The following is a 24,162-nucleotide window of genomic DNA, read 5'->3' as shown; positions in this document are numbered from 1 at the left end:
TAGGGAACTTTGTTCATACTTTTCAAGCTGCGCTGCAACCTGTTGCTACCAACTGTCCAGTTTGGGACAGAAAGGTGGTTCAAGGTTGTAGGAGAACTCATAACCCCAGCGGGGTCGGGTGAAACATCGCAGACGATCAGTCGGCATCCGGGCGCCGGCCCGAAATGCCTTCGGATCGTAGCCGAGTCGTTGCCCTCCGCGCACCTCGAGCGACGGCCGCTCCCCCGGCGCGACGGCACCGTGCACGCCGGGGGCTGCCGATGGTCGGCAACCGCCCAGCAAGCGTCGGAACAGGCTACTCGCCGCCGAGAATCGCGAGTACCTTCTCGGAGGTGTAGAACGGCTCCAGCCGCTCCCGAATCAACTTGGCCAGCACGCCGTTTCGCTTCGCGCCCTCGATGACCGCGGGGCCGTAGCGCAGGATCTCGGTGGCGATGTCATCGGCGGACAGACCGAGCTCCGGCAGCATGGCCGCCAGGGTGTAATCGCCGTACTTCGTGAAGAACACCTCGACACATTCGTCGACGAGCAGACCGAAGTATTCCTTCTCCCGAGTGGTGACCGCGATTTCGTAGCAGATCAAGACCAACTCGTTCAGGTCCTTCTGCGACAGATAATCGCGCAGGCCGCTGACCGGCTCGTCGGCGTGCAGATCCCAGAATTCCATGGCGGCGTCGTGCACCGGTGCGTCGCGCAGCATTTCGCGGATCGCGTTGTTGGTGCGCTTGAGCGCGAAAACCGCACCCTTGCCTGCCATGTCGCCGATGAAGGTGCTCTCGGTCGCCTTCTTCGCGGTCTTGGCCGCGGACTGCCCCATGGAGATCAGCGAGGAGACACCGGGGATCTTGCCGGCGATTTGCTTGTTCGCCTCCATGAAGTCGGAGATCAACTTGTCGACGAACTTCGACGCGACAGTGGCGACCAGCGGGCTCTCGGTGAGCCGGTCCAGGATGCGCTCCTGCGCCTGGTGCATGCCGAAGATCTTCTCCAGCAGCGCCTCGACCGGTTCGCGGTCGACCACCTGGCCGAGGGTGTGGTCGTTGTTGTTCGCGATGTGGTCGTAGATCGAATCGGCGAAAACACCCACCATGTCGGCGATGACCGGGCTGCCGCCGATCAGGTCGATGATGGTCGCGACGGCCTGCTTGGCCTGATCGATCTCGACGATGTCGCGGAAGATCAAGGTGTCCGCGACACCCAGCACCGACTCGACATCGCGGGCGACCACCTCCGCGAACCGGTCGCCGGTGACCTCGGCGAGCACGAATTCCACTTGGGCATCGAGTAGCCGTTCAGCAATCTCGCGCGGCTCCGTCATCGTGTTTCCACCCATCACAGTCGTAGTACGGTGCGCCCGGCCAGATTACGGCCCCTGTGTTTCGGAATCGTTGCCGCGCAACGACTTCCGTATCTGATCCAGGCGTTCACGCGCCGCCTTCTCACGCGCGTCCCATTGCTCGTCAGCGCTGCGGCCCGCCGGGGTCTGCTGATCGAGCTCGCCCATCCCCTGTGCGGTGCCGAAGCGCTGCTCGACCTTATCGCGAACTGACCCCCAAGTAGGGACACCGGAAGTTGAATATCCACCTGTCTCAGTCGGTGCCGGGATACCGGTCGGCGGTACCGGTACCGCGGGTACCGCAGAGGTGCCCCCGACCTGGCCGGATACGTCGTGCAGCGGCGGCGCGTCATGCACCGACGTGGGCATCGTGGTAGGAGTCACACCGCCGACCGTGGTCGCATTACCGGTTTCGAGGAGCCCTAGCAGGGCGGCGTGCACGACCTCGAATCCGGGGCGCTCGGCGGTGGCGACCAGCAGCACGCCGACCAATTCACCGTCCGGCAGCGCCGCCAAACGGGCCGCGATCTCGCTGTTTTCAGTCATATCACCAGGCTACGCAGGCCCGACGATGGCACCGGCCCAGTCACGCACCAGCTCGAACCACGTCGAGCCGCCCACCATGATCAGATCGTTGTGGCCCGCGCCCGGGAAAACCTTCAGCTGTTTCGGTTCGCGGGCGGCGGCATACAGGCGTTCGGCGTGCCGTAGCGGCAGGAGTTCGTCCTGGTCGCCGTGCATGATCAGCACCGGGGCGCGCAGGCTGCGGATCCGCTTTTCGCTCGGGTACGCGTCGGGGACGAAGGGCCGCGGCAGGAACGGATAGACGGATCTGGCGGCGTCGCGCAGGCCGGAGAAGGTCGACATCAGCATCAGTCCGGCGGGCGGATGCGCGAGAGCGAGTTCGAGCATGACGCCGCCGCCCAGCGACTTCCCCAGGTAGAGAACCCGATTCGGATCGACACCGGATTGTTCGAGCAGCACGCGCCGGGCCGCCCGCGCGTCCAGGTAGGTGCCGTGCTCGGTGGGTCGCCCGGTGCTCTGCCCGTAGCCGCGATAGTCGAACGCGAGCACATCGAACCCGGCCTCGACGAGCAGCGCGAACAAGGCGACCCGATCGCCGATATTGCCCGCGTTGCCGTGCGCGAACAGAATGTGCCCGATCGACTTCGGCGCCTGCACCCACCAGCCGTGCAGTGTCTCCCCGTCTGCCGTGCTGATCGACAGATCGGTGTATCGCATGCCGAGGATGGCGGGCGTCTGCAGGATCTGCCGATCCGGCAGATAGGTCAACGCGTTCAGTATCGGACTGGCCGGGTGTCGCATGATGTCGTTCTTACCCCTCCCCGGGCCCTTTTGGTCACTCGACCCGCATGACTCTCGCGCGCTGCGCTTCGGTTGCGTAGCTGGAGCCCGCGCCGCCGATTATGCCCAGCAGCGCGCCGCGCAGCCGGGCCACCTCGTCCGCGCCGACAACCTTGTCCAGGTGTCGATCGAAACGCTCGACCACCGCGACGCCCGCGTCGACGACGGCCCAGCCGCGCGTGGTCAGGCGGACAAGCTTGGCCCGTCGATCGGCCGGATCGACGTCGACCTCCACGTAACCGCGCCCTTCGAGGTGGCGCACCAGCTCGCCCATCGCCTGCTTGGTCATTCCGGCTCGCTCGGCGAGGGCGGTCAGCCGGGTGCCGTCCGGTTCGATCAGCTGGAAGACCGGGGCGTGTGCCGCGCGCACGTCATCGAATCCGGCCGCGGCGATGCCCGCGTCCAGTTCGGCCGCCAAGGTCCGCGCCGCTGCGGACAGCAGGTTTCCCAGTGGCGCCGGTCGATCGACCAACGGATTAGTAAGGCGTGGGTTTTGCCTGCGCCGCACTGATCACCGAACTGGGCTGGCTGCTGTTCTTCGACGGATCGCTCGGCTGGATCACCGCGACCGCCGTCGCGATCGTGGCGATTCACGCTGTGACGCTCGGCCGCTTCCACGTGATGCGCATCGTCGTGCGAGTCGTGCTCGGACTGCTGCTGCTCGGATCGGTGGCCGACCGCTTCGGGCTCGTCGGCGCACCTGGCGACGCAGGTGTCTCCTGGGGATCGTTCGACGCCTTCGTCGACTACACGCGAACGTTGTTGCCCACGTTCGTCAGCGAACTCGCCTCCCCCGTCGCGATCGTGGCGACGATTCTCGAACTCGTGCTCGGCGCGGCGCTCGTTGTCGGAGTGGTCCCCCGAATCACGGCTGCGTACACCACGGGACTGCTCTTGATATTCATGCTGGCGATGTGGACTTCGCTGGGGTTCGCCGCGATGTCCGGATACGCGGTTCCGGTCCTCGCGGCGGGTGCCGCGATGGTCGCTACCGCCACCAAGAAACCTGCGGTCGAGCGCACGTCGGTGGCCGATCAGCGGGTGCTCCCCGAACCTGCCTGACCGAATTGCACGACCGTCCTGCTCCGCGACTCGCCGGAAAACGGGCCGCTTCGGGCGCTGTCGGAACGGGTATACAGGGCGGGGATTGTCAACCGACGAAAGGGAACTTCTTCTATGCGGACAACGATTCTCGCGACTGTGACTCTCGTGGCGGCGCTCGCCGGCTTCACCGCCGCCGCTGGACCCGCAGGTGCCGTCAGCGATGCGGACACGTGTGCGTCCGTCAGCGCGGCGGCGAACGAGCTGACCGCCGGGATCAACGCGTCCAACGCCAGCGGTGCCGGAGCGGCGACCGAGGTGAAGGCTGCGTTCGGCACCGCCGCCGGGAAGTTGGACGCCGCCGCTGCCAATGCCGATGAGGGCGCGGTGAAGACCGCGATCTCGGGCGCCGTGCCCTACATGAACAAGGCGGCCTCGGCACCGGACGCGGAACTCGGTGGCGTGCTCAACGACCAGGAGCTGCAGAACGCCATGTCGGCCCTCGACGAGGCGTGCAAGAAGACGAGCTAACCAACCCGCTACCTGAATCAGGCCCGGAAGCCTCCGCTTCCGGGCCTGATGCCGTGTAGGCCACACCCCACCTCCTGCCGCGCACGTCCCATGCTGCCGCGCACGAAATCGCCTATAATTTCGTGCGCGGCAGACTAATTCGTGCGCGGCGGGCGATTATCCGCGCAGGACCGCGCCTACCGCATCCGCTGCGGCGGCTACTGCGGCGTCGCGGGCGGCGCTCGCTTCGTCCTCGGTGAGTGTGCGGTCGGTGGCGCGGAAGCGCAGGGCGTAGGTGAGGGACTTGCGGCCCTCGCCTGCCTGGGTGCCCTCGTAGACGTCGAACAGGGCGATGTCTTCGAGGAGCTCGCCGCCGCCGGTGCGCAGGGCCGATTCCACGGAGGCTGCGGGGATGGTCTTCTCGACGCTGACCGAGACGTCCTGCAGCACCGCCGGGAACGGGGAAATCGTTGGGGCTGGGTAGGATTCGAGCAGCGGCAGGGCGTCGAGGTCGAGTTCGACGGCGCAGGTGCGCGGGGGCAAGCCGGAACGTTCCAGCACGGCGGGGTGCAGTTCGCCCGCGTAGCCGACAACGTTGCCGTCAACCACCAGTTCGGCGCAGCGACCCGGATGCCACGGCAGGTGGGCGGCGGGGCGGCGTTCGAGCGTCACGCCCGCCGCGTCGGCCACCGCGTCGGCCAGCGCGAACGCGTCGGCGGCCTCGGCCTGGCGGCCCGGCCCCCACGGCCCACGCGGTTCGCGGCGGCCGGTGAGGACGGCCGCGACGTGCACGGGCTGGGCGGGCAGCGAATCGAGCAGATCGGCGATCTGGTCGTCGGTGGGCCGACGGTCGACCGGCAGTGCGTCGACCGGGTGGACGTTGTCGCCGGGCAGCACCACCTGCGCGATGCCGTAGATGGTGAGGTCGCGGGCGCCGCGAGAGATGTTGCGGGCGGCCACTTCCAGCAGTGCGGGCAGCAGAGTGGTGGCCAGCTCTGCGCGCTCGGCGTCCAGGGGGTTCAGCACCCGGGTGGTGTTCCGGCGCGGGTCGTCGGCGTCCAGGCCCCAAGTGTCGAAGACGTTGCCGGACATGAAGATCGACGCGGGCACCTCGACGGCACCGGCCAGCGCCAGCGCCCGGCCGACCGCGCGGCGACGCCGCTGAGTGGCGGTGAGACCACGCCCGGCGGGCGCGGTGGGCAGCACGGACGGGATCTGCTCGAGCCCCTCCAGCCGCAGTACCTCTTCGACCAGGTCCGCGGGCTGCGCGAGGTCCGGCCGCCAGCTCGGCGGGGTGACCGCGAGCTGACCGTGCCCGGTGGTCTCGTCGACGGCGACCTCGACGGTGCAGCCGATCTGGGCCAAGCGGCGCGCGGAGGTGCCGGTCGGGTAGACGACACCTGCGACCCGGTCGGCTCGGTCGATATCCATCCGGATCGGCGGCGCGGACGGCACCGGGACGCGGACATCGGTGAGCGCGGGTTCGACAGTGCCACCGGCGATCTCGGCGAGCAGGGTGGCGGCGCGGTCGAGCGCGATCACGTTGATCTCCGGGTCGACCACCCGCTCGTACCGCTTGCCCGCCTCGGAGACCAGCTTGTGCCTGCGCGAGGTCCGGTAGACGAGCAGCGGGTTCCAGGTGGCGGCTTCCAGCAGGATGTCGGTCGAGTCGGCGCCGACCTCGGTGGTCGCGCCGCCCATCACGCCGGCCAGCGAGACGACGCCGGAGTCGTCGGCGATCACCACGTCGTCGGCGTCGAGGGTGCGCTCGACCTCGTCGAGGGTGCGCAGCGTCTCGCCCTTATCGGCGGTGCGCACGACCAGGTCGCCGTTCACCTTGGCGGCGTCGAAGGCGTGCAGCGGCTGGCCCAGTTCGAGCATGACGTAGTTGGTGACGTCGACGGCCGGGGAGATCGGGCGCACGCCGGCGAGCAGCAGCCTGCGCTGTAACCACCAGGGGCTCACCGCGTTCGGATCAAGGCCGGTGACTCGGCGCGCGGCGAAGCGGGTGCACTTGGCGTCGGGTTCGAGGCGGATCGACCAGGCGTCCTGCTCGTCGTCCGGCAGGGTGCGCACGGCGGGATCGGCGTAGTCCAGGTCGAACCCGCAGCACAGTTCACGGGCCAGGCCGCGCATCGAGAAGCAGTAGCCGCGGTCCGGGGTGATGCTCAGCTCGATGATCGTATCGTCCAGGCCGAGCAGCTCGTTCGCGTCCGCGCCCGGCTCGGCGGTGCCCGGCTCCAGCACCAGGATGCCCGCGTGATCCTTGCCGATGCCGAGTTCGGCGACCGAGCAGATCATGCCGTTGGAGACGTGCCCGTAGGTCTTGCGCGAGGAGATGGCGAATCCACCGGGCAGCACGCCGCCGGGCAGCACCACGACGACGAGATCGCCGACGGCGAAGTTCGTTGCGCCGCAGACAATTTCCTGAAGATCAGGATTGCCGACGTCGACTTTGCAGAACCGGATCGGCTTCTTGAACTCGGTCAGCTCGGTGATCTCGGCGACGCGGCCGACGACCAGCGGCTTGTCGATGTCGCCGGAGATCCGCTCGAGCTTGTCGACCTCTTCGACTTCCAGTCCGACCCGGACGAAGCCCGCGTCGAGTTCCTCCGGCGTCACCGACCAGTCGGGGTTGGTGCGCTGGATGATGTCGGTCAGCCAGGACTGCGCTACTCGCACTTGACGTTTCGCTCTCTCGATCGAAGGGTGGGGTCAGGACCGGATGCCGAAGGGCAGCGTGAAACGCACATCGCCCTCGACGATGTCCCGCATGTCCGGGATGCCGTTGCGGAACTGCAGCGTCCGCTCCAGGCCCATGCCGAACGCGAACCCGCTGTACACCTCGGGATCGATCCCGCTGGCGATCAGCACCTTCGGGTTCACCATGCCGCAGCCGCCCCACTCGACCCAGCCCGCGCCGCCCTTCTTGTCCGCGAACCAGACGTCGACCTCGGCGGAGGGTTCGGTGAACGGAAAGTAGTTGGGGCGCATCCTGGTTCGCGTCTCGGGACCGAACAGCGCCCGCGCGAACGCGTCCAGGGTGCCGCGCAGGTGCGCCATGGTCAGGCCCTTGTCCACGGCCAGCCCCTCCACCTGGGAGAACACCGGGGTGTGCGTGGCGTCGAGCTCGTCGGTGCGGAAGGTGCGGCCGGGGCAGACCACGTAGATCGGCAGCTCGCGGGACAGCAGCGAGCGCACCTGCACCGGGGAGGTGTGCGTGCGCAGCACCTGGCGCGAGCCTTCGGGCGCGATGTGGAAGGTGTCCTGCATGGTGCGGGCCGGGTGGTCGGGCAGGAAGTTGAGCGCGTCGAAGTTGAAGTGTTCGGTCTCCACCTCGGGACCCTCGGCGACCTCCCAGCCCATCCCCACGAACACGTCGGCGACCTGCTCGGAGATGACGGTGATCGGATGCCGGGCGCCGAACGGGTGCCTGCAGGCGGGCAGCGTCACGTCGATCGTCTCGGCGACCAGTACCGCCGCGTCACGCTCGGCGAGCAGCGCCGCGCGGCGGGCGTCGAACGCCTCGGACACCCGGGCGCGCGCGACATTGACCCGCTTACCGGCGTCGGCCTTCTCCGTCTTGGGGATGCTGCCCAGTGCGCGCTGGGCCAGCGCGAGCGCGGCCTTGCCGCCGAGGTGCTCGGTTTTCGCGACCGCGAGCGCATCCAGGTCGGCGGCAGCGGCGAACGCCTTCTCGGCGGCCGCCGCGGCGGCGGCCAGTGCCTCCTCGGTCAGCGTCGCGTTCTGCTCGACTGCGTCGTTGTCGTCGGCCACGATGGTTCGACTCTCCCCTGGGGATCGGTTCGCGGGTACGGCTCGTTCCCTACCCACATTGCTGCTGGTGGAATCCTATTGGATGCGTCTTATCCGATTCACGCGGATTCCCGGTCTACGGGTGGCAACCCGATTGCGCTGGATATCGATGGTGCCGGTGCGACGCCGGTCACGCGTAGCGCACGCGCGAATTCGCGTACAGGCAGATGGCTGCCGCGGTGGCCAGGTTCAGGCTTTCCGCGCGGCCGCGGATCGGGATGCGGATGCGGTGGTCGGCGCGCTGCGCGACTGCGGGATCCAGGCCGTGCGCCTCGTTGCCGAACAGCCAGGCGACCGGTCCGGCGAAGAGTTCGTCGGCGTCGTCGAGGTCGATTTCGCCGTTCGCGGCGGTCGCCAGGATGGTGATGCCAGCCGCCGCGAGGGCGTCCAGTGTTTCGCCGACGTCGCGGTGCCGGGCGATCGGGACGTGGAACAGGCTGCCCGCGCTGGCACGCACGCATTTGCCGTTGTGCGGGTCGACCGAGTCACCGGCCAGCACCACCCCGTCGACACCGACCGAATCGGCGACGCGGATCAAGGTTCCGGCGTTGCCGGGCTCGGCCATCTCGACCGGTACGGCGAGCATCCGCGGCTGCGCGGCGAGCACGTCGGCCAACGGCACGTCGATCAGTTCGCACACCGCGACAAGCCCCGGCGCGGTGACGGTTTCACCGAGCTGCTGAGCGGCGCGGTCGCTGACGAGCGTGGTGCGCACGCCCATCCCGGCGGCGCCTGCGACCAGCTCGTGCTCGCGGGCCGCGGCACCGGCGGAGTAGAACAGCTCCTGCACCCGCCCGGTATCCAGCGCGGCGGCAACGGAATTGGCGCCTTCGGCGAGGAACAGCCCGGTCTTCCGGCGCTGTGCACCGCGCTGCAGCTTGACAGCGGAAACGACCCGTGGATTGCGCTCCGAGAGCGCTTCCACGGGTCGTTCCGAAAGATATTCGCTTGTCACCCGGTGACTTACGCGGCAGGCGCGTTGACGTCCTGCGGCAGGGCGGCCTTGGCGATCGCGACGAGACCGGCGAACGCATCGGCGTCGGAGACGGCGAGCTCGGCGAGGATCTTGCGATCCACCTCGACACCCGCGGCCTTCAGGCCCTGGATGAAACGGTTGTAGGTGATGTCGTTCAGACGCGCCGCGGCGTTGATGCGGGCGATCCACAGCTTGCGGAAGTCACCCTTGCGCGCCCGGCGGTCCCGGTACGCGTAGGTGAGCGAGTGCAGCTGCTGTTCCTTGGCCTTGCGGTACAGGCGCGAACGCTGGCCGCGGTAGCCCTTGGAGGCCTCGAGGATGGAACGACGCTTCTTCTGAGCGTTGACGGCCCTTTTGACGCGTGCCATGGGTCAGTCCTTTGTCGATCTAGGGGGCGCATGCGGGCACCCGGAGTTTGTCAGTTGGTCGGCGTCCGGAATCCGGAACGCGGTTTGCTTACGGGCTCTTTCGAGCGACCGGCAAGCAATCGCTGGCCCTTTCGAGCGATCTGCAAGCAATCGCTACGGGTAGGTCTCTCAGAGACCGAGCAGCCTCTTCACGCGCGGGACGTCGACGGACGCGACGGCCTCCGTGCCATCCAGACGACGAGTCCGGCGGGACGACTTGTGCTCGAGCAGGTGGCGACGGTTCGCCTGCTGGCGAAGCAGCTTGCCTCGGCCCGACACCTTGAATCGCTTCGAGGCGCCGCTGTGGCTCTTCATCTTCGGCATGGATTCCTCTATCTGTCTCGTCCCGGCGGCCCTTGCGGACCGCCGGCTCTTATCGGTATTACTGCGGCGGGTCGGCCTGCTCGGCCGGAGCCGCGGCGGGCGTGCTGTCTGCGGCGACGGCCTCAGCGGGCGCGGGGCTCGGCTGCGCAGCGGGCTGCTGCTGCCGCGGAGCTGCGGACTCCTGCTGTGCCTTCACACGCGTCTTCGCACCCTTGTGGGGCGCGAGGACCATGGTCATGTTGCGACCGTCCTGCTTGGCCGAGGTTTCGACGAACCCCAAGTCAGCCACGTCCGCCGCGAGACGCTGCAGCAGTCGGTAGCCCAGTTCGGGCCTGGACTGCTCACGTCCACGGAACATGATGGTGACCTTGACCTTCGACCCGGCCTCGAGGAAGCGCATGACATGGCCCCTCTTGGTCGCGTAGTCGTGGTCGTCGATCTTCGGGCGGAGCTTCTGCTCCTTGATCACGGTCTGCACCTGGTTCTTCCGAGACTCGCGCGCCTTCTGCGCCGTCTCGTACTTGAACTTGCCGTAGTCCATGATCTTGCAGACCGGCGGACGTGCATCCGGAGCGACCTCGACGAGATCGAGATCTGCCTCCATGGCGACGCGTAGTGCATCTTCAACACGCACGATCCCAACCTGCTCGCCGCTGGGTCCGATGAGCCGGACCTCGGGAACACGGATGCGATCGTTGATGCGGGTCTCAGTGCTGATGGGGCCTCCTAGGTCAAGCGGTGTCGTCAGGACGACCGCACGCAATAACTGCAACCCCTTTTCAACACGAAAGCCCCGGAGCGGTATTCCGCTTCGGGGCCCGAGTCGACCGATCAGCGCATGCCAAAGCCTGGCGTGCGATCTTGTGCGTGGCTCTCGCGAGAGAACCCCGGCACAAGAAACCCGCCTTCGAGAAGGCGGGTGACCGGACCGTTTGACCTGACGATCGCTCGTCGGCAACGGTGGGAGTCGGGCTCCACTTATCAGCCCCAGGCTCGAAATCTTGGAAGAAGACACAACCAGGGGCGGTCGTCAGCGAAAAGTCTAACATTGCGTTCGGCTATCGCCGAATCGGCCCGGCGACCGCGCGTCGAACTCGGCCGACTCCAGTGGCCGGAGGTCGCGTCGCTAGCCTGATGAGCATGACAGAAGAGCTCGACAACTCCGTGCGCGAACTGGCCGACATCCCCGCGGTCGAGGTGATCAGCCGGGCCGCGGTGATGCTGATGAGTTCGGCGGCGGAGAAGCTCGGGCTCGCGGACGAGGATCCGGAGACCAGCACGCGGCGCGATCTGGACGAGGCGCGCCGAGTGATCACCGCGCTGGCCGGGCTGGTCACGGCTTCCGTCGAGTACCTCGGGCCGCACGCGGGGCCGATTCGGGAGGGGTTGCAGTCGTTGCAGCGCGCGTTCCGGGAGTCGTCGGCGCATCCGGATGAACCGGGCAAGGGGCCGGGCGAGAAGTACACCGGTCCGGTCTTCTGATTCATTTTCGGCGCTGACCTCGCCCTGCACTGTTCCGAATCTTGCCCGGTGGGAAAACTTGCCCACCGGGCACGTTTTTTCGGTAGTCTTTGGTCATGCCGGATGAAGAAGTGCTCGGACTGCGCGAACGCAAGAAGCTCGACACCCGCATGGCGTTGAGCACCGCGGCGCTGGAACTCGCCTTCGAGCGTGGCATGGAGAACGTCACCCGCGAGGACATCGCGGCGCGCGCCGGGGTATCGGTGCGCACGTTCAACAACTACTTCACCGGCAAGCACGACGCGATCGTCTACCGGCAGTCAATGCGCATCCGGCGCAGTCTCGCGATATTCCGGGATCGTCCGGCCGATGAACCGCTCTGGACCGCGCTCACCGCCGCGATGCTCGAGCCGCTGGAGGACGATGGCACCCAGTTCACCCTGCCGAGTCCGCAGCAACTGGCCGAGATCCGGAAGCTGTTCAACGCGCCGGAGCTGCGGCACGCCATGTCCAAAGAGATCTCCGACGATTGGCTCGAGCTGATCGCCGAACGCACCGGCACCGACCCGCTGCGCGATATCTATCCGCGCCTGGTCACCGGCACGATCGCCACCATCGCCGAAGCGGTCATGGTGGCGTACGCCAATGCCGATCCGCCGGTCCACATCACCACCCTGTTCCGTCGCGCCCTCGCCGAAGTGGCCGCGGGGCTACCCGAACCTCCGCGCTGACTCAGCGCCGCTCACACCGCACCAAAACCCACCATCGAACAAGAGGTGTATTCGCCGTGCCTGAAAACTCTGTCGACGTAGTCATTTCCGGTGCCGGACCGAACGGGCTGATGCTCGCCGGCGAACTCGCACTGGCCGGGGTCCACGCCATCGTGGTGGACGAACTACCCGCGCCCAGCACTCAGCCGAAGGCGAACGGCCTTGTCGGCCAGGTGGTTCGGCTGCTGGACATGCGCGGGCTCTACCACGAGTTCGGCGGTGCGTCCGGCGCGCCGCAGCCGCTGCCCGCCTACTTCTTCAGCGGGCTGACGCTGTCGCTCGCCGAGCTGGCCGACAATCCGATGGCCTTGCTCGGCATTCCGCAGCCGAAACTCGTTCGGCTGCTGGAGAAGTGGACGGTCGGGTTAGGGGTAGACATTCGATGGGGGCACCGCCTCACCGGGCTGCGCCAGCAGGACGACGGCGTCGAGATCACCGTGGCCGGACCCGACGGCGACTACCGCCTCGGCGCGCGGTATCTGATCGGCGCCGACGGCGGCAAGAGCTTCGTGCGCAAACAGGTCGGCATCGAATTCCCCGGCTACACCGCGACCGACAGCATCGGGCGAATGGGGCACGTCTGGCTACCCGACGAGCTGCGGACCGGCGACGGCGGTATCGAGATTCCAGGATTCGGGCGACTTCCGTTCGGGCACAACCGACTAGAGCGCGGCGGGTTCGTTTTCGCCGAGATGGATCCGGGTCGGCCACTCATCGCGAGCGTGGAGTTCGGTGGCGAACCAGTGCCCGAGGGGACACCGATGACCATCGAGGAACTGCGTATGAGCGTGCGGCGGGTGCTTGGCGTCGACCTGCCGATGGAGGCTCCGCGCGGTCCGGGCCCACATGCGCTGCGCCGCATCGACAATCAGAACACTCGACAGGCGGAGCGTTATCGGGAGGGCAATGTGTTCCTCGTCGGCGATGCCGCGCACGTGCATTCCGGGATGGGTGGGCCGGGACTCAATCTCGGGCTGCAAGACGCGGCGAACCTGGGCTGGAAGCTCGCCGCGGCGATAAACGGTTGGGCCCCAGCGGGATTGCTGGACACCTATCACGCAGAACGCCATCCGGTCGGCGTTCGCGTGATGATGAGTTCACTCGCCCAAACCGCCCTCTTCGCCCCCGGCCCCGAGGTCACCGCGATGCGCACGCTGCTCGGCGAACTGCTGGAGCAGCCGGAGAACACCGCGTACATCGCACGATTGATGTCCGGGTCCGACACTCGCTACGAAACTGGCGACCCGCACCCGCTCGCCGGGCGTATGGTCCCCGATCTCACTCTCGAAACCTCGGACGGGACAAAGCGAGTCGCCGAGTTGCTGCGCAAGGCGCGGCCGGTACTGCTCACGCTTGCCGACGACGCGACGTACACCGAGATCGCGGCAGGTTGGCGCGATCGAGTCGACACCGTCCCAGCAACCAGCGCCGACGCACCTGCCGCGGCGCTGCTGATCAGGCCGGACGGGTACGTCGCGTGGGCGTCCGACGGAGTCGACCCAGCCGACTCGGATCGCCTGCGAGACGCGCTGACCCGCTGGTTCGGCTCACCGCTGAACTGACCCGCCCATCCGATAGCGATAGCGCGGCTGCCACCCTCCCATCGAGCGAGTGGCAGCTGCGCTGGCCGGGCTGCCGCGCATCCATCGACCCGTCTGCACCATCCGTCTGCGCACGAGTAAGCCTGCCGCGCAACTCACGCCAGCAGGCTTACTGCGCACCCTGCGCCCACCGTCCGCCCGCGCACGAGTTAGCCTGCCGCGCACTGAGTTACCAGCTGCTTCATGCGCATCTGAGCAAACCGTGCGCGGCGTGCGATTACGCGACGGCCGCCATGTCGACCGACTGCCGCGCACGCGAATGCTTTACCGCGTGCTGGGTTACCAGGTACTTCACGCGCATCTGGCCACGCCGCGCGCGGCGTGCGATTACGCGACGGCCGCTATCTCGACCGACTGCCGCGCACGCGAATGCTTTACCGCGTGCTGGTTTCGAGCGAACCCATCCGCGACCAGACACCCGTGCACGCACTGCACGGCGCGAGCGATTACCAAGTCAGTCGTGGGACCACATCAGCGGCTCACTCACCGTGCAGAACTGCGGCACGCTGTCAGCGTGCCCAAGAATCGCAGGCGTGACCTCGAGCACCACGTGCACCAACCGCGCACGAATTGGCCCGCCGCGCAACGAATTGCCAGCCATTTCATGCGCAGCCGGACAATCCGCGCGCGGCGTGCGATTACGCGATGGCCACCGTGTCGGCCGACTGCCGTGCGCGAATTCCTGACCGGCGTAATGGTTTCCAACGAACCATGCGCAGACGGACAACCGCGCACAGCGCCGCACCGTCACATGACAGCGGGACGGCCTCGGTCAACTGCTGCGCACGAACTATCTTGCCGCGCAAGGGCTCGCCGATGAATCCCTGTGTCGGATGATGATTCGTGCGCAGCGCTGCCTGGTCGGCTAGCGGGTGGGCTGCCCGTCGCGGAGGAAGATCAACACCGGGTCGGATTGGCCGAGGATCGCGTGGCCGACGTCGGGCAGTACGTGCACCGTGGCGTTCGGGACGCACCCGCGGACGCGCTCGGCGGTCGCCGCGGAGTCGAGCATGACGTCGCGGGCGCCGACGATCACCAGCATCGGCATGGTCAGTCCGCGCAACGCATCGCCGGAGAATACGGGCAGTCGCTCGGTGCGCGGCTTGTATTGCGTGAAGGTCAGAACCACATCATCGAGAACTGGCGCAGCCAACGGCATGTCGAGGCCGGTCACCAAGCGCGCGGTGTGCCGCACGCCGCGATGTCCGAACAGACGCAGGAACAAGGCTTTCGGCAGGAAGCCGAACTTCTGCGCACCGATACCGGCGGGGCACAGCAGCGCGAGCCGCGTTATCCGCCCCGACCTGCGGATGGCGTAGTCCAGCGCCACCCAGCCACCGAGCGACGCCGCCGCGACCGAAATGGTGCTGAGGCCAAGACCTTCCAGCACATCGTCGAACCACAGTGCGATCCGATCGGAGTCCAGCGGCGGACGCGACGGCGCGCTGGCGCCCGGCTCGCCGATGATGTCGACGGCGTAGACACGGAAATGCGTTGCCCAGGAAGCGACCTCGCCGCGCCACATCGACGTCTTCGCGCCCGAACCGTGCAGCAACACCAGGGGCGGTGCGCCTTTCGGGCCGGAGGCGACCACGAACGTCTCCCCTTCCCGAGTCGGCACGCGCAGGTGTTCAGCGGGTACGGGCCATTCCGCCAGCAGCTCCTCGTACCGTCGGCGGACCTTTGCCGCACCGCTTTCGGACTTGTAAATCGTGGTCAGGTCGCCACCTCCCCCACGCACAGTGTCTTGCTCACTCATGACGCGAGCACCCCTTCCAGGTAATCGAACAGCCGAGCCGTATCGGCAAGGCCGCCAAGGACAATGACCTTCATGCGGGCCCGCTCCGGGTCGTACATCGTCTCGACGCGCAGCGGCTCATCCGCCGCCGAGCGGGTGTTGGCCGCGCCCATCAGCAGGCTGGTCACGCGGTCGGCCATCTCGGCACTGATCGCCTCCACCTGAACGATGCTCGACACCTCCGTGTGCCGCCGCCGCCCGACCGCTTCGCGCACCGGTGCGGGCACCGGGCGTCCGGTGAACGCCTCCAGATCCTCGTGCGCGATCCGGTACTGCTTACCGATCCGGACAGCGTTGAGCCGCCCATCCCGCACGTAATTACGGATCGTGCGGACATGCAGGCCGAGCCGTTCGGCGACCTGCTCCACTGAATACAGGCGATCAGTCACTAAACGACTCTAAACTTCCCTATAAAACATCGCAATAGGGTAGTTTAAAGAACCTGAGCGACACCAGCTCACGTACCTGAGAACCCCGCGTACCCGGGACTGCTCCGACCAGCAGTGCCGCCTGGGCCGCTACGGTAAGGCCGTGTACTGGGATCCACTGCCAACTGTCCGAACCTCGGCAACGCTGACGAACGTGGGCTTCGATGACGGCAGACTGCTCGGTCCCCCGGATGACTACCTCCGCGGCACCTGGGAGAACCGGGATTGGCGCAACGTGCCAGGTCCGATCTACGGCGCCGAGACCGACAACTGCTGGGCGGGCCGCTCGGTCGCGCCGGACCACATCGTTTACCAAGACGACTTCGGCAGCGAGGTGGTATTCCGTCAACCACAGAACGCATCCCAGGTGCAGTCGGTGTTGTCCGCGGCGTGGACCGACCCCTTCCGCGGTTACGCCTGCGACGGCGACAACCACTGGAACCTGGAACTGATCCGCACCTGGTGGGCCGACCGCGCCCGCCTCACCGAGTGGATCGACAAAGCTCACCGCACCTGGTCATCCAGCAACAACGGAGCCGAACGCGAAGCCGCCCAAGGCCTCCGCACCTACCGCCACTACCTGAACACCGGCCTCGAAACCTACCTGCAGGACTACGGATTCTGGCTGGACAACCACCGCCCCGCCCTGCCGCAGGAAACCCTGCCAGACCTAGGCCACCACAACTGAGGCTCCGCGTAACTACCAGTTCTACATGGCGGCCCGGAGCAGCGGCTCAGGGTCGGCATCGTGCAGTTTCGCCGCCAAAGCGATGCGCAGCAGTGACGCGGCCTGGTTGAAAACCGGGCTCGCAGAATTCACCATGTCGAACCCGGCCCGGTCGACGCGCAACACACCGGGCGGCAGCGCGGCACCAGATTCGATTGCCAGCCCCTGCACCACCGCGTCCGCAAGATCGACGGGCAGTCCCACAGTGAACGGACGCTTCCACAGGCGACTCCGGCACTGCGGCTGATCATCACCGTCGAGCATCTCGAACCCCGAAACCCCCACTTCGACAAGCGTCGTCTGCCCTTCTCCCACAACGAATTCGGCCCCGAGCAGCGCCCGCGGCGCAACCCCACCAAACCGACGCTGCACCTCGACCAACACCCGAACACCGCGCCCCACACCGACTCGAGACGCCGAAGTCACAGTCGCAGTATGCACCTGCACCGCCGCGTACCCAGCCCCCTGCTCGTCCACATCGACCGCGGCGATCCCGCGACCCTCGACATCGATCGTCATCATCTCGGCGGTAGTCCATTCATGTTGCGCCACCAGGGACCGAGCTCACTCACCCACCGTCGGCTTGTGTCGTAACTTCCGGCGTCTGTCTACAATTCATGATCAACGGGACATGGCGGGCCGCTCTCGGCCGATGCCGCCACTATGTCCCGTTGATCATGACTACCCAATCTTCGAACGGTCGGCAGGGGTTATGCCGCGCTTCGGGGGGTGTTCACGGTGACGGTGTCGATGTGGCAGCGCCTGCCGTCCGTGGTGGTGGGCTGGGTGATGGTGCCGCCGGTTCCGGTGTAGGTGAGTTCCGGGGTGAGGCAGCTTTGCCTGGCTTCGTCCTGGAAGGTGATTGTGGTGTCGGAGAAGACCAGGCGGTTGGGGATCGTCGCGTTGTCCCAGGGTTCGATCGCGAAGAGGGCCATGTTCTGAGCCTGCTTGCGCATGTTGATGGAGTAACGCACCGAACCTGATTGTCCGGCAATGGTTTGCGTCCACACGCCGGTGGCCTGGTCCAGGGCTATGTCTATGTCGAGGACCTCACCGACCTTCAAGGACATTGCCCGGCCTGAGTGGCAGTCGGCGTAGCGGGGGTCTCGGGAGTAGACGTTGACGTACTGGCCGGAAATCCACCAGGTGGAGTAGGTGGGGGGCTGCTGGACGGGGGCGCAGGCGTCGCCCCAGGTGAGCACGGGCTGTAGGACGCCGAGGCCGATCGGGTAGTAGTTTCGGCCGCCTTCGCGAGGTTCGAGGCCGGGCCACAGAAACATTGTTCCGACCCTTGGCGGCTTCGGCGGAACGGTGAAATGTGTCTGCAGCCGGATCATTTCGTTGGCGGCGGGAATCTTGAAATACACCCGGGACTGCTGGTCCGGTTGAAGGGGTATCGGTTGCGTTCTCGGCGCCATGGATGGGCTGGTCGAGTCCGGGGGTGCCGGGCTGGTCGGTGGCTCCGCGAGCGAACTAGGTATGACGGCGAAACCCGCTGCCAATATTGCGATTACGACCGTGACGAAGCGGCGAGCCGTGGCTCTACGAATGAGATTCATACTTGCACATGGAATCACACGGAATTGCTCCAGCGGACGAGATCAACTGGGGACAACAAAGGTGCAGCCCAGCCTTCCCCAATTCCCGCCCACTGAAAGGAATTACCGGGTACAAAACAATTCAACCAATTCCCTGCCCACCCGACTCCCATCCAAAGCGCTTGTGACGCAACCGCAGCCAGATGACCACGCTGGAACTCCCACGTAGCGCACCTGACTGATAACTAAAGCCGGGTACCCCACCTGACGTGCCCAGCACTACTCACGGGAAACCTGGGTAGGTCTTCAGCTCTCCGCACTGGTCTCGCGAGGAGTTCTTCGAAGTGCATATCTAGTATGTGCACTTTTCCAAAGGTCTCTAGGTGCACTGATCCGGTATTGCGTGCCGAGAGAACTCCGATGGTGTGCTGCCCCAGGGTTTTCGACGATTCGTGGGATACCCGGATTAGTGCTGGGCACGTGAGGTGGGGTTCCCGACCTTCTCTATCGCAGCTTGGTGATAGGAGGTGGCGGTTTTCGAGGGGAGGACTGGCTGTGGTGCTGTTCTCGAGCGTCTTTCAGGGGGTAAAGGTGTTGGTCTGGTGGGAGTTTCATGATCAACGGCACATGGCTGTGGCATCGGCCGAGTAACCCCCTCCACCATGTGCCATTGATCATGAACGACAATCGCGCCCCGACTGTGTGCCGGGGCGCGATTGATCGTCGATCGCAAGGCAATTCGCTGCGTGATCAGCGCAGGGCGGCGGCCTTTCGGGCCAAGCGCTTGGTGGCGGTTTTCGCCGCCGCTTGCGCCTCGGTCGGCTTATCGGCGGCCGCCTTGGTGGCCTTCTTCGCGGCAGCCTTCTTGGCTGGAACCTTGGCGGCCGACGCCTTCTTCGCAGGCGCCTTCTTCGCAGTAGCCTTCGCTGCGCCCGCCTGTTCCAGCGCATCCCGGAGGAACTGTCCGGTATAGCTTTCGGCTACGGCGGCAATGTCTTCCGGGGTTCCTTCGGCGACGACCATGCCGCCGCCAGAGCCACCTTCGGGGCCCATGTCGATGACCCAGTCGGAGGTCTTGATGACGTCGAGGTTGTGTTCGATGACGATGACCGTGTTGCCCTTGTCGACGAGGCCGTTGATGACCTTGAGGAGCTTGCGGATGTCTTCGAAGTGCAGGCCGGTGGTGGGTTCGTCGAGGATGTAGACGGTGCGGCCGGTGGAGCGCTTCTGGAGTTCGGCGGACAGTTTGACGCGCTGGGCTTCGCCGCCGGACAGGGTGGGGGCGCTCTGGCCGAGGCGGACGTAGCCGAGGCCGACGTCGACGAGGGTCTCGAGGTAGCGGTGGATCGAGCTGATCGGCTGGAAGAACTCGGCGCCCTCCTCGATGGACATGTCGAGGACCTCGGCGATGGTCTTGCCCTTGTAGTGCACCTCGAGGGTTTCCCGGTTGTAGCGGGCACCGTGGCAGACCTCGCACGGGACGTACACGTCCGGCAGGAAGTTCATCTCGATCTTCAGCGTGCCGTCGCCGGAGCACGCCTCGCAGCGACCGCCCTTGACGTTGAACGAGAATCGGCCCGGCTGGTAGCCGCGCACCTTCGCCTCGGTGGTCGACGCGAACAACGTGCGGATCTTGTCGAACACACCGGTGTAGGTGGCCGGGTTGGAGCGCGGGGTGCGGCCGATCGGCGACTGATCCACCTGGACCAGCTTGTCCAGGTCGTCGAGCCCCTTGATCCGGGTGTGCCTACCGGGCACCTGTCGCGCACCGTTGAGCTTGTTCGCCAACACCGTCGCGAGGATGTCGTTGACCAGCGTCGACTTGCCGGAACCGGAGACGCCGGTGACCGCGGTGAGCACACCGAGTGGGAAGTCGACGTCGATGCCGCGCAGGTTGTGTTCGGTCGCGCCGACCACGGTGAGCAGACGCTTCTTGTTGATCGGCCGCCGCACCAACGGCAACTCGATCCGCTCACGGCCGGAAAGGTAAGCGCCGGTGAGTGATTCGGGTTCGGTGAGCAGCTCCTGGTACGGACCGCTGTGCACCACCCGACCGCCGTGCTCGCCGGCCAGCGGGCCGATGTCCACCACCCAGTCCGAGGCGCGGATGGTGTCCTCGTCGTGTTCGACGACGATCAGCGTGTTGCCGAGATTGCGCAGCCGGGTGAGGGTTTCGATGAGCCGCCGGTTGTCCCGCTGATGCAGACCGATGGACGGTTCGTCGAGCACATACAAGACGCCGACCAACCCGGAACCGATCTGCGTCGCGAGCCGGATGCGCTGCGCCTCACCGCCGGACAGCGTCGCCGCCGCCCGCGAGAGCGACAGGTATTCCAGGCCGACGTCGAGCAGGAAGCCGAGCCGGGCCTGCACCTCCTTGAGCACCTGCCCCGCGATCGCGGCCTCGCGCTCCCCCAGCGTCAGTGAGTTCAGGAACTTGGAGCACTCCCCGATGGACAGGTCGCTGACCTCGGCGATGGACTTGTTGTCGCCGCCCGCGTTGATGGTGACCGCGAGGATCTCCGGGCGCAGCCGGGCACCGTTGCAGACGGGGCACGGCACGTCGCGCATGTATCCGTCGTAGTGCTCCTTCATCTGCTCGGACTCGGTGCTCTCCATGCGCCGCTGCAGGAACGGCATCACGCCCTCGAAATCGGCGTAGTACGAACGCTTCCGGCCGTACCGGTTGGTGTAGGAGACGTGCACCTGATCGGAGCTGCCCTCGAGCACGGCCTTGCGCGCCTTGAGCGGCAGGTCTTCCCACGGCGTCTTCATCGAGAAGCCGACGGCCTCGGCGAGCCCGGACAGCAGTCGGGTGAAGTACTCCGCGGTCTGCCCGCGCGACCACGGCGCGATGGCACCGTCGTTCAGGCTGAGTGCCGGATCGGGCACCACCAGGTCCGGGTCGACTTCCTTGCGGATGCCGAGACCGGAGCAGTCCGGGCAGGCGCCGTAGGGCGAGTTGAACGAGAAGGACCGGGGTTCCAGGTCTTCGATGTCGAGCGGGTGCCCGTTCGGGCAGGCCAGCCGTTCGGAGAAGCGGCGCTCCCGATCGTGTGCGTTCTCGTCGCGGTCGACGAAGTCCAGCACCACGATGCCGTCGGCCAACCGCAGCGCGGTCTCGATCGAATCGGTAAGGCGCTGTTTCGAGTTGGTCTTGACGGACAGGCGGTCGACGACCACCTCGACGTCGTGCTTCTCCTGCTTCTTCAGCTTCGGCGGATCGGTCAGCGGATACACCACGCCGTCGACCCGGACCCGGGAGTAGCCCTGGGTGTTCAATTGATCGAAGAGGTCGACGAATTCGCCCTTCCGGGTGCGCACCACCGGCGCGAGCACCTGGAACTTGAGGCCCTCTTCCATGTCGAGCACCTGGTCGACGATCTGCTGCGGCGTCTGCTTCTGGATCAGCTCGCCACACACCGGACAGTGCGGGGTGCCCGCCCGCGCGTAGAGCAGGCGCAGGTAGTCGTACACCTCGGTGATGGTGCCGACGGTCGACCGCGGGTTGCGGTTGGTCGACTTCTGGTCGATCGACACCGCGGGCGAGAGGCCCTCGATGAAATCGACGTCGGGCTTGTCCATCTGCCCGAGGAACTGCCGCGCGTACGCCGACAGCGACTCCACGTATCGCCGCTGTCCCTCGGCGAAGATCGTGTCGAACGCCAGGCTCGACTTGCCGGAGCCGGACAATCCGGTGAACACGATGAGACTGTCGCGGGGCAGGTCGAGGTCGACCCCCTTCAGGTTGTGTTCCCGAGCTCCGCGCACAGTGAGGCGTTCCGCCACCAGGTGAGTCCCTTCTCGATCGTGTTCGGGTGAACCGATAAACGGGTCCAGACGTATCCGGCCGTCATGCTAAACACACCCACCGACAAGTTTCGCTCGTCCGGGGCGTACCAGCTACAACAGCGCTCGCATCGGCGATATTGCGGTGCGTTCGGCCAGCGGTCGACGCTAGGTCCGCCGCAGGTCACCGGACAAACCGCGGACTTGCCAGCCCTCCGGGTCGACGGTGACCGACAGCACGTCCGAGCCGACGCGCAACCCGCCGACTCGCAGCGGCAGGTAGCGAGCGGGGACCACCGGCGCGACCGACAGCACCCCCTCCGGAACACTCGGTTCCAGTCTCAACAGCGTACGCAAAAACAGCAGCGGCGCGGCAGCGGCCCAGGCCTGCGGCGAGCAGGACGTCGGATAGGGCACGGGGATGTCGAATTCGGCACGGTCGAAACCGCAGAAGAGCTCGGGCAGCCGGTAGCCGAAGCGGGTGGAGGCGTCGAGCACGGCGGAGACCACGGTGTTCGCGTGGTCGGTGAAGCCGTAGCGCATCAGGCCCGCGGCGCAGATCGCGTTGTCGTGTGGCCAGACCGAGCCGTTGTGATAGCTGACCGGGTTGTAGGCGCCCATCGAGGTGGCCAGCGTGCGGATCCCCCAGCCGCTGAACATCTCCGGCGAGAGCAGATGATCGGCGACGCGCTCGGCCTTGTCCTCGTCGATGATGCCGGTCCACAGGCAGTGCCCGATATTGGAGGTGAGCGCGTCGATCGGGCGCTTGTTCCGATCCAGGCCGATCGCGAACCAGCCACGATCGGGCAGCCAGAACGCCTCGTTGAACGCGGTTTTCAGCTGGGCGGCCTTGGTACGCCAGCGTTCCGCGGCCGAGTGGTCGCCGGTGCCCGCGGCGAGCGTGGCCCGCGCGAGATACGCCGCGTAGACGTAGCCCTGCACCTCGGCCAACGCGATCGGCGCCTCGGGCAGCGTGCCGTCGGCGAAGTTCACCCCGTCCCAGGAGTCCTTCCAGCCCTGATTGGCCAGCCCGTGCTCGGCGGCGCATTGGTATTCGACGAACCCGTCGCCGTCCAGGTCGCCGTAGCGTTCGATCCAACCCAGCGCGCGATCCGCGTGCGGCAGCAGTTCGTCGCGAATTCGCGCGTCCAGTCCCCAGCGATACAACTCACCGAGCAGCATCACGAAGAGCGGGGTGGCGTCGGCGGTGCCGTAATAGGCGGTGCCACCGCCGAGCAGTAGGGTCGCCGCCCGCCCGAATCGCACCTCGTGCGGGATCCGGCCCGGCTGTTCTTCGGTCGCCGCGTGCACTTTCGTGCCCTGTAGGTCGGCCAAGCTTTGCAGCGTGCCGACGGCCAGCCGACGGTCCAGCGGCAACACCATCCAGGAGGTGAGCAGCGAGTCCCGGCCGAACAGCGCCATGAACCACGGCGCGCCCGCGGCGACCACCGCGCGCTCCGGGTGGTCGGGGTCGAAGATGCGCAACGCACCGAGATCGGTGAGTGTGCGTTGCAGCACCGCTGCAAGGGTTTCGTCCTCGGTCTGCACGGTCGGTGAGTTCGCGTACCACTCGCGCAGTCGTTGGGCGGGCGTGCTGCGGTTGACCGGTGTGCCGCACGGGTAACGCGGTGGTGCGGGCTCGGCGTCGAGCGCGGGCAGGTACTCGATACATGCGGACCATTCCCCGCGACCGGGAAGTGTTACCTCCCAGCATAATTCGCGATCCGAAGCGCTGGCTCCGGTGCCGCTGACGGTCACCGCGACACCCAGTTCCGCACGGCTGATCTCGATGGCGCCGTCCATCGCACGCGCCGCGGTGAGCTCGGGCTCGTGGCCGGTGCGCCCCTCCTTGATCTCGAAGAGGTCGGCGAAATCGGCGTCGACTTCCAGCCGGATCGCACATTCGAAGGGTGCGCCGGACAGGTTGCGCACCACCAGATCCTCGCGCATACCGTCACCGACGTGCCGCCCGATGATCACCAGCGCGGTGCTGTCGGCGGTGCCCGCCCGCGGCGCGGTGCGGGCCAGCAGCGTCACGCTGTAGGGCTCGTCGTAGCGCACGGTCAGCGGCTCCGGCTCGATGCCGTCGACGGTCAGTCGCCAGTGCGACAGCACCCTGGTGTCGCGAACGAACAAGCCCGCCGGGCGATTCGGGCTGATCGCGCCGCTGACCTCACTGATGCAGAAGGTCGAGCCCTCGACGAGCGTGACCCCGGCGTTGATCGCCGTCGGCGCTTCCGTGTCCGAGCCGTCGCCCCACGGATGTGTCACGACG

The 24,162-nt window shown here is 66.7% G+C and carries 22 protein-coding genes; 6 read left to right on the top strand and 16 right to left on the bottom strand.

Going from position 1 to position 24,162, the window contains the following annotated elements; all coding sequences use genetic code 11:
• Nucleotides 1-295: 295 nt before the first annotated feature.
• Genes ACQPW1_RS17030 through ACQPW1_RS17015 form a run of 4 tightly spaced genes read right to left on the bottom strand, consistent with a single transcriptional unit; the run spans nucleotide 296 to nucleotide 3,173 of the window.
• A complete protein-coding gene (locus ACQPW1_RS17030; RefSeq protein WP_433663667.1) occupies nucleotides 296-1,318 on the bottom strand; it encodes a hypothetical protein in 1,023 nt (340 codons plus the stop codon).
• A gap of 45 nt (nucleotides 1,319-1,363) precedes the next feature.
• Nucleotides 1,364-1,882 carry a hypothetical protein gene (locus ACQPW1_RS17025; protein WP_433663666.1) on the bottom strand — a complete coding sequence of 173 codons (519 nt, stop codon included), beginning with the start codon at nucleotides 1,880-1,882 and terminating at the stop codon, nucleotides 1,364-1,366.
• 9 nt (nucleotides 1,883-1,891) lie between these two features.
• Complete coding sequence (locus ACQPW1_RS17020; protein ID WP_433663665.1) at nucleotides 1,892-2,662, bottom strand: alpha/beta hydrolase; 771 nt, start codon at nucleotides 2,660-2,662, stop codon at nucleotides 1,892-1,894.
• A 34-nt stretch (nucleotides 2,663-2,696) separates the two neighbouring features.
• Nucleotides 2,697-3,173: a MarR family winged helix-turn-helix transcriptional regulator gene (locus ACQPW1_RS17015; RefSeq protein WP_433663664.1), complete on the bottom strand. Its 477-nt coding sequence runs from the start codon at nucleotides 3,171-3,173 to the stop codon at nucleotides 2,697-2,699.
• A 14-nt stretch (nucleotides 3,174-3,187) separates the two neighbouring features.
• Here ACQPW1_RS17015 and ACQPW1_RS17010 point away from each other — a divergent pair, with 14 nt between their 5' ends.
• Both ACQPW1_RS17010 and ACQPW1_RS17005 read left to right on the top strand, forming a co-directional pair.
• On the top strand, nucleotides 3,188-3,763 hold the full coding sequence (locus tag ACQPW1_RS17010) for a hypothetical protein (RefSeq protein ID WP_433663663.1): 576 nt from the start codon (nucleotides 3,188-3,190) through the stop codon (nucleotides 3,761-3,763).
• A 138-nt stretch (nucleotides 3,764-3,901) separates the two neighbouring features.
• Nucleotides 3,902-4,273, top strand: a complete 372-nt coding sequence (locus tag ACQPW1_RS17005; protein WP_433663662.1) for a hypothetical protein — start codon at nucleotides 3,902-3,904, stop codon at nucleotides 4,271-4,273.
• A 156-nt stretch (nucleotides 4,274-4,429) separates the two neighbouring features.
• On the opposite strand, the gene pheT is transcribed toward ACQPW1_RS17005, so the two are convergent.
• From pheT to infC, 6 genes are all read right to left on the bottom strand, one after another.
• The gene (gene pheT / locus ACQPW1_RS17000) at nucleotides 4,430-6,934 is read right to left on the bottom strand and encodes a phenylalanine--tRNA ligase subunit beta (protein ID WP_433663661.1); all 2,505 of its coding nucleotides are present in this window, start codon (nucleotides 6,932-6,934) and stop codon (nucleotides 4,430-4,432) included.
• A gap of 33 nt (nucleotides 6,935-6,967) precedes the next feature.
• Nucleotides 6,968-8,029, bottom strand: coding sequence for a phenylalanine--tRNA ligase subunit alpha (pheS, locus tag ACQPW1_RS16995; protein WP_433663660.1), 1,062 nt, complete (start codon nucleotides 8,027-8,029; stop codon nucleotides 6,968-6,970).
• A gap of 169 nt (nucleotides 8,030-8,198) precedes the next feature.
• Nucleotides 8,199-8,993: a TrmH family RNA methyltransferase gene (locus ACQPW1_RS16990; protein WP_433663659.1), complete on the bottom strand. Its 795-nt coding sequence runs from the start codon at nucleotides 8,991-8,993 to the stop codon at nucleotides 8,199-8,201.
• Between the two features lie 38 nt (nucleotides 8,994-9,031).
• Nucleotides 9,032-9,412, bottom strand: a complete 381-nt coding sequence (gene rplT / locus ACQPW1_RS16985; RefSeq protein WP_396990048.1) for a 50S ribosomal protein L20 — start codon at nucleotides 9,410-9,412, stop codon at nucleotides 9,032-9,034.
• A gap of 168 nt (nucleotides 9,413-9,580) precedes the next feature.
• Complete coding sequence (rpmI, locus tag ACQPW1_RS16980; RefSeq protein WP_135236040.1) at nucleotides 9,581-9,775, bottom strand: 50S ribosomal protein L35; 195 nt, start codon at nucleotides 9,773-9,775, stop codon at nucleotides 9,581-9,583.
• Between the two features lie 58 nt (nucleotides 9,776-9,833).
• The gene (infC, locus tag ACQPW1_RS16975; protein WP_433663658.1) at nucleotides 9,834-10,547 is read right to left on the bottom strand and encodes a translation initiation factor IF-3; all 714 of its coding nucleotides are present in this window, start codon (nucleotides 10,545-10,547) and stop codon (nucleotides 9,834-9,836) included.
• 368 nt (nucleotides 10,548-10,915) lie between these two features.
• On the opposite strand from infC, the gene ACQPW1_RS16970 reads away from it, so the two are divergent.
• The 3 genes from ACQPW1_RS16970 (at nucleotide 10,916) to ACQPW1_RS16960 (ending at nucleotide 13,568) form a co-directional block, all read left to right on the top strand.
• Nucleotides 10,916-11,257, top strand: a complete 342-nt coding sequence (locus ACQPW1_RS16970) for a DUF1844 domain-containing protein (protein ID WP_433663657.1) — start codon at nucleotides 10,916-10,918, stop codon at nucleotides 11,255-11,257.
• Nucleotides 11,258-11,352: 95 nt separating this feature from the next.
• A complete protein-coding gene (locus ACQPW1_RS16965) occupies nucleotides 11,353-11,967 on the top strand; it encodes a TetR/AcrR family transcriptional regulator (RefSeq protein ID WP_433663656.1) in 615 nt (204 codons plus the stop codon).
• 56 nt (nucleotides 11,968-12,023) lie between these two features.
• Nucleotides 12,024-13,568, top strand: a complete 1,545-nt coding sequence (locus tag ACQPW1_RS16960; RefSeq protein ID WP_433663655.1) for an FAD-dependent monooxygenase — start codon at nucleotides 12,024-12,026, stop codon at nucleotides 13,566-13,568.
• A 904-nt stretch (nucleotides 13,569-14,472) separates the two neighbouring features.
• Here the strand turns inward: ACQPW1_RS16960 and ACQPW1_RS16955 are convergent.
• Both ACQPW1_RS16955 and ACQPW1_RS16950 read right to left on the bottom strand, forming a co-directional pair.
• Nucleotides 14,473-15,366, bottom strand: a complete 894-nt coding sequence (locus tag ACQPW1_RS16955; protein WP_433663654.1) for an alpha/beta fold hydrolase — start codon at nucleotides 15,364-15,366, stop codon at nucleotides 14,473-14,475.
• Nucleotides 15,363-15,773, bottom strand: coding sequence for a helix-turn-helix domain-containing protein (locus ACQPW1_RS16950; RefSeq protein ID WP_433663653.1), 411 nt, complete (start codon nucleotides 15,771-15,773; stop codon nucleotides 15,363-15,365). Before ACQPW1_RS16950 ends, ACQPW1_RS16955 begins: the two co-directional genes overlap by 4 nt.
• 214 nt (nucleotides 15,774-15,987) lie before the next feature.
• On the opposite strand from ACQPW1_RS16950, the gene ACQPW1_RS16945 reads away from it, so the two are divergent.
• Nucleotides 15,988-16,521, top strand: coding sequence for a ferredoxin (locus ACQPW1_RS16945; protein WP_433663652.1), 534 nt, complete (start codon nucleotides 15,988-15,990; stop codon nucleotides 16,519-16,521).
• 21 nt (nucleotides 16,522-16,542) lie between these two features.
• Here the strand turns inward: ACQPW1_RS16945 and ACQPW1_RS16940 are convergent, their stop codons facing one another.
• The 4 genes from ACQPW1_RS16940 to ACQPW1_RS16925 all read right to left on the bottom strand — a co-directional run bounded on the left by ACQPW1_RS16940 (nucleotide 16,543) and on the right by ACQPW1_RS16925 (nucleotide 24,158).
• Complete coding sequence (locus ACQPW1_RS16940; protein ID WP_433663651.1) at nucleotides 16,543-16,944, bottom strand: hypothetical protein; 402 nt, start codon at nucleotides 16,942-16,944, stop codon at nucleotides 16,543-16,545.
• Between the two features lie 326 nt (nucleotides 16,945-17,270).
• Nucleotides 17,271-17,840, bottom strand: a complete 570-nt coding sequence (locus ACQPW1_RS16935; protein ID WP_433663650.1) for a hypothetical protein — start codon at nucleotides 17,838-17,840, stop codon at nucleotides 17,271-17,273.
• 1,008 nt (nucleotides 17,841-18,848) lie between these two features.
• Complete coding sequence (gene uvrA, locus ACQPW1_RS16930; protein ID WP_433663649.1) at nucleotides 18,849-21,887, bottom strand: excinuclease ABC subunit UvrA; 3,039 nt, start codon at nucleotides 21,885-21,887, stop codon at nucleotides 18,849-18,851.
• 168 nt (nucleotides 21,888-22,055) lie between these two features.
• Nucleotides 22,056-24,158, bottom strand: coding sequence for an amylo-alpha-1,6-glucosidase (locus ACQPW1_RS16925; protein WP_433663648.1), 2,103 nt, complete (start codon nucleotides 24,156-24,158; stop codon nucleotides 22,056-22,058).
• Nucleotides 24,159-24,162 lie beyond the last annotated feature (4 nt).

The organism is Nocardia sp. CA-128927 (assembly GCF_050955855.1).
Taxonomy (GTDB): Bacteria; Actinomycetota; Actinomycetes; order Mycobacteriales; family Mycobacteriaceae; genus Nocardia.
This window is presented reverse-complemented; position numbering and strand designations above follow the sequence as displayed.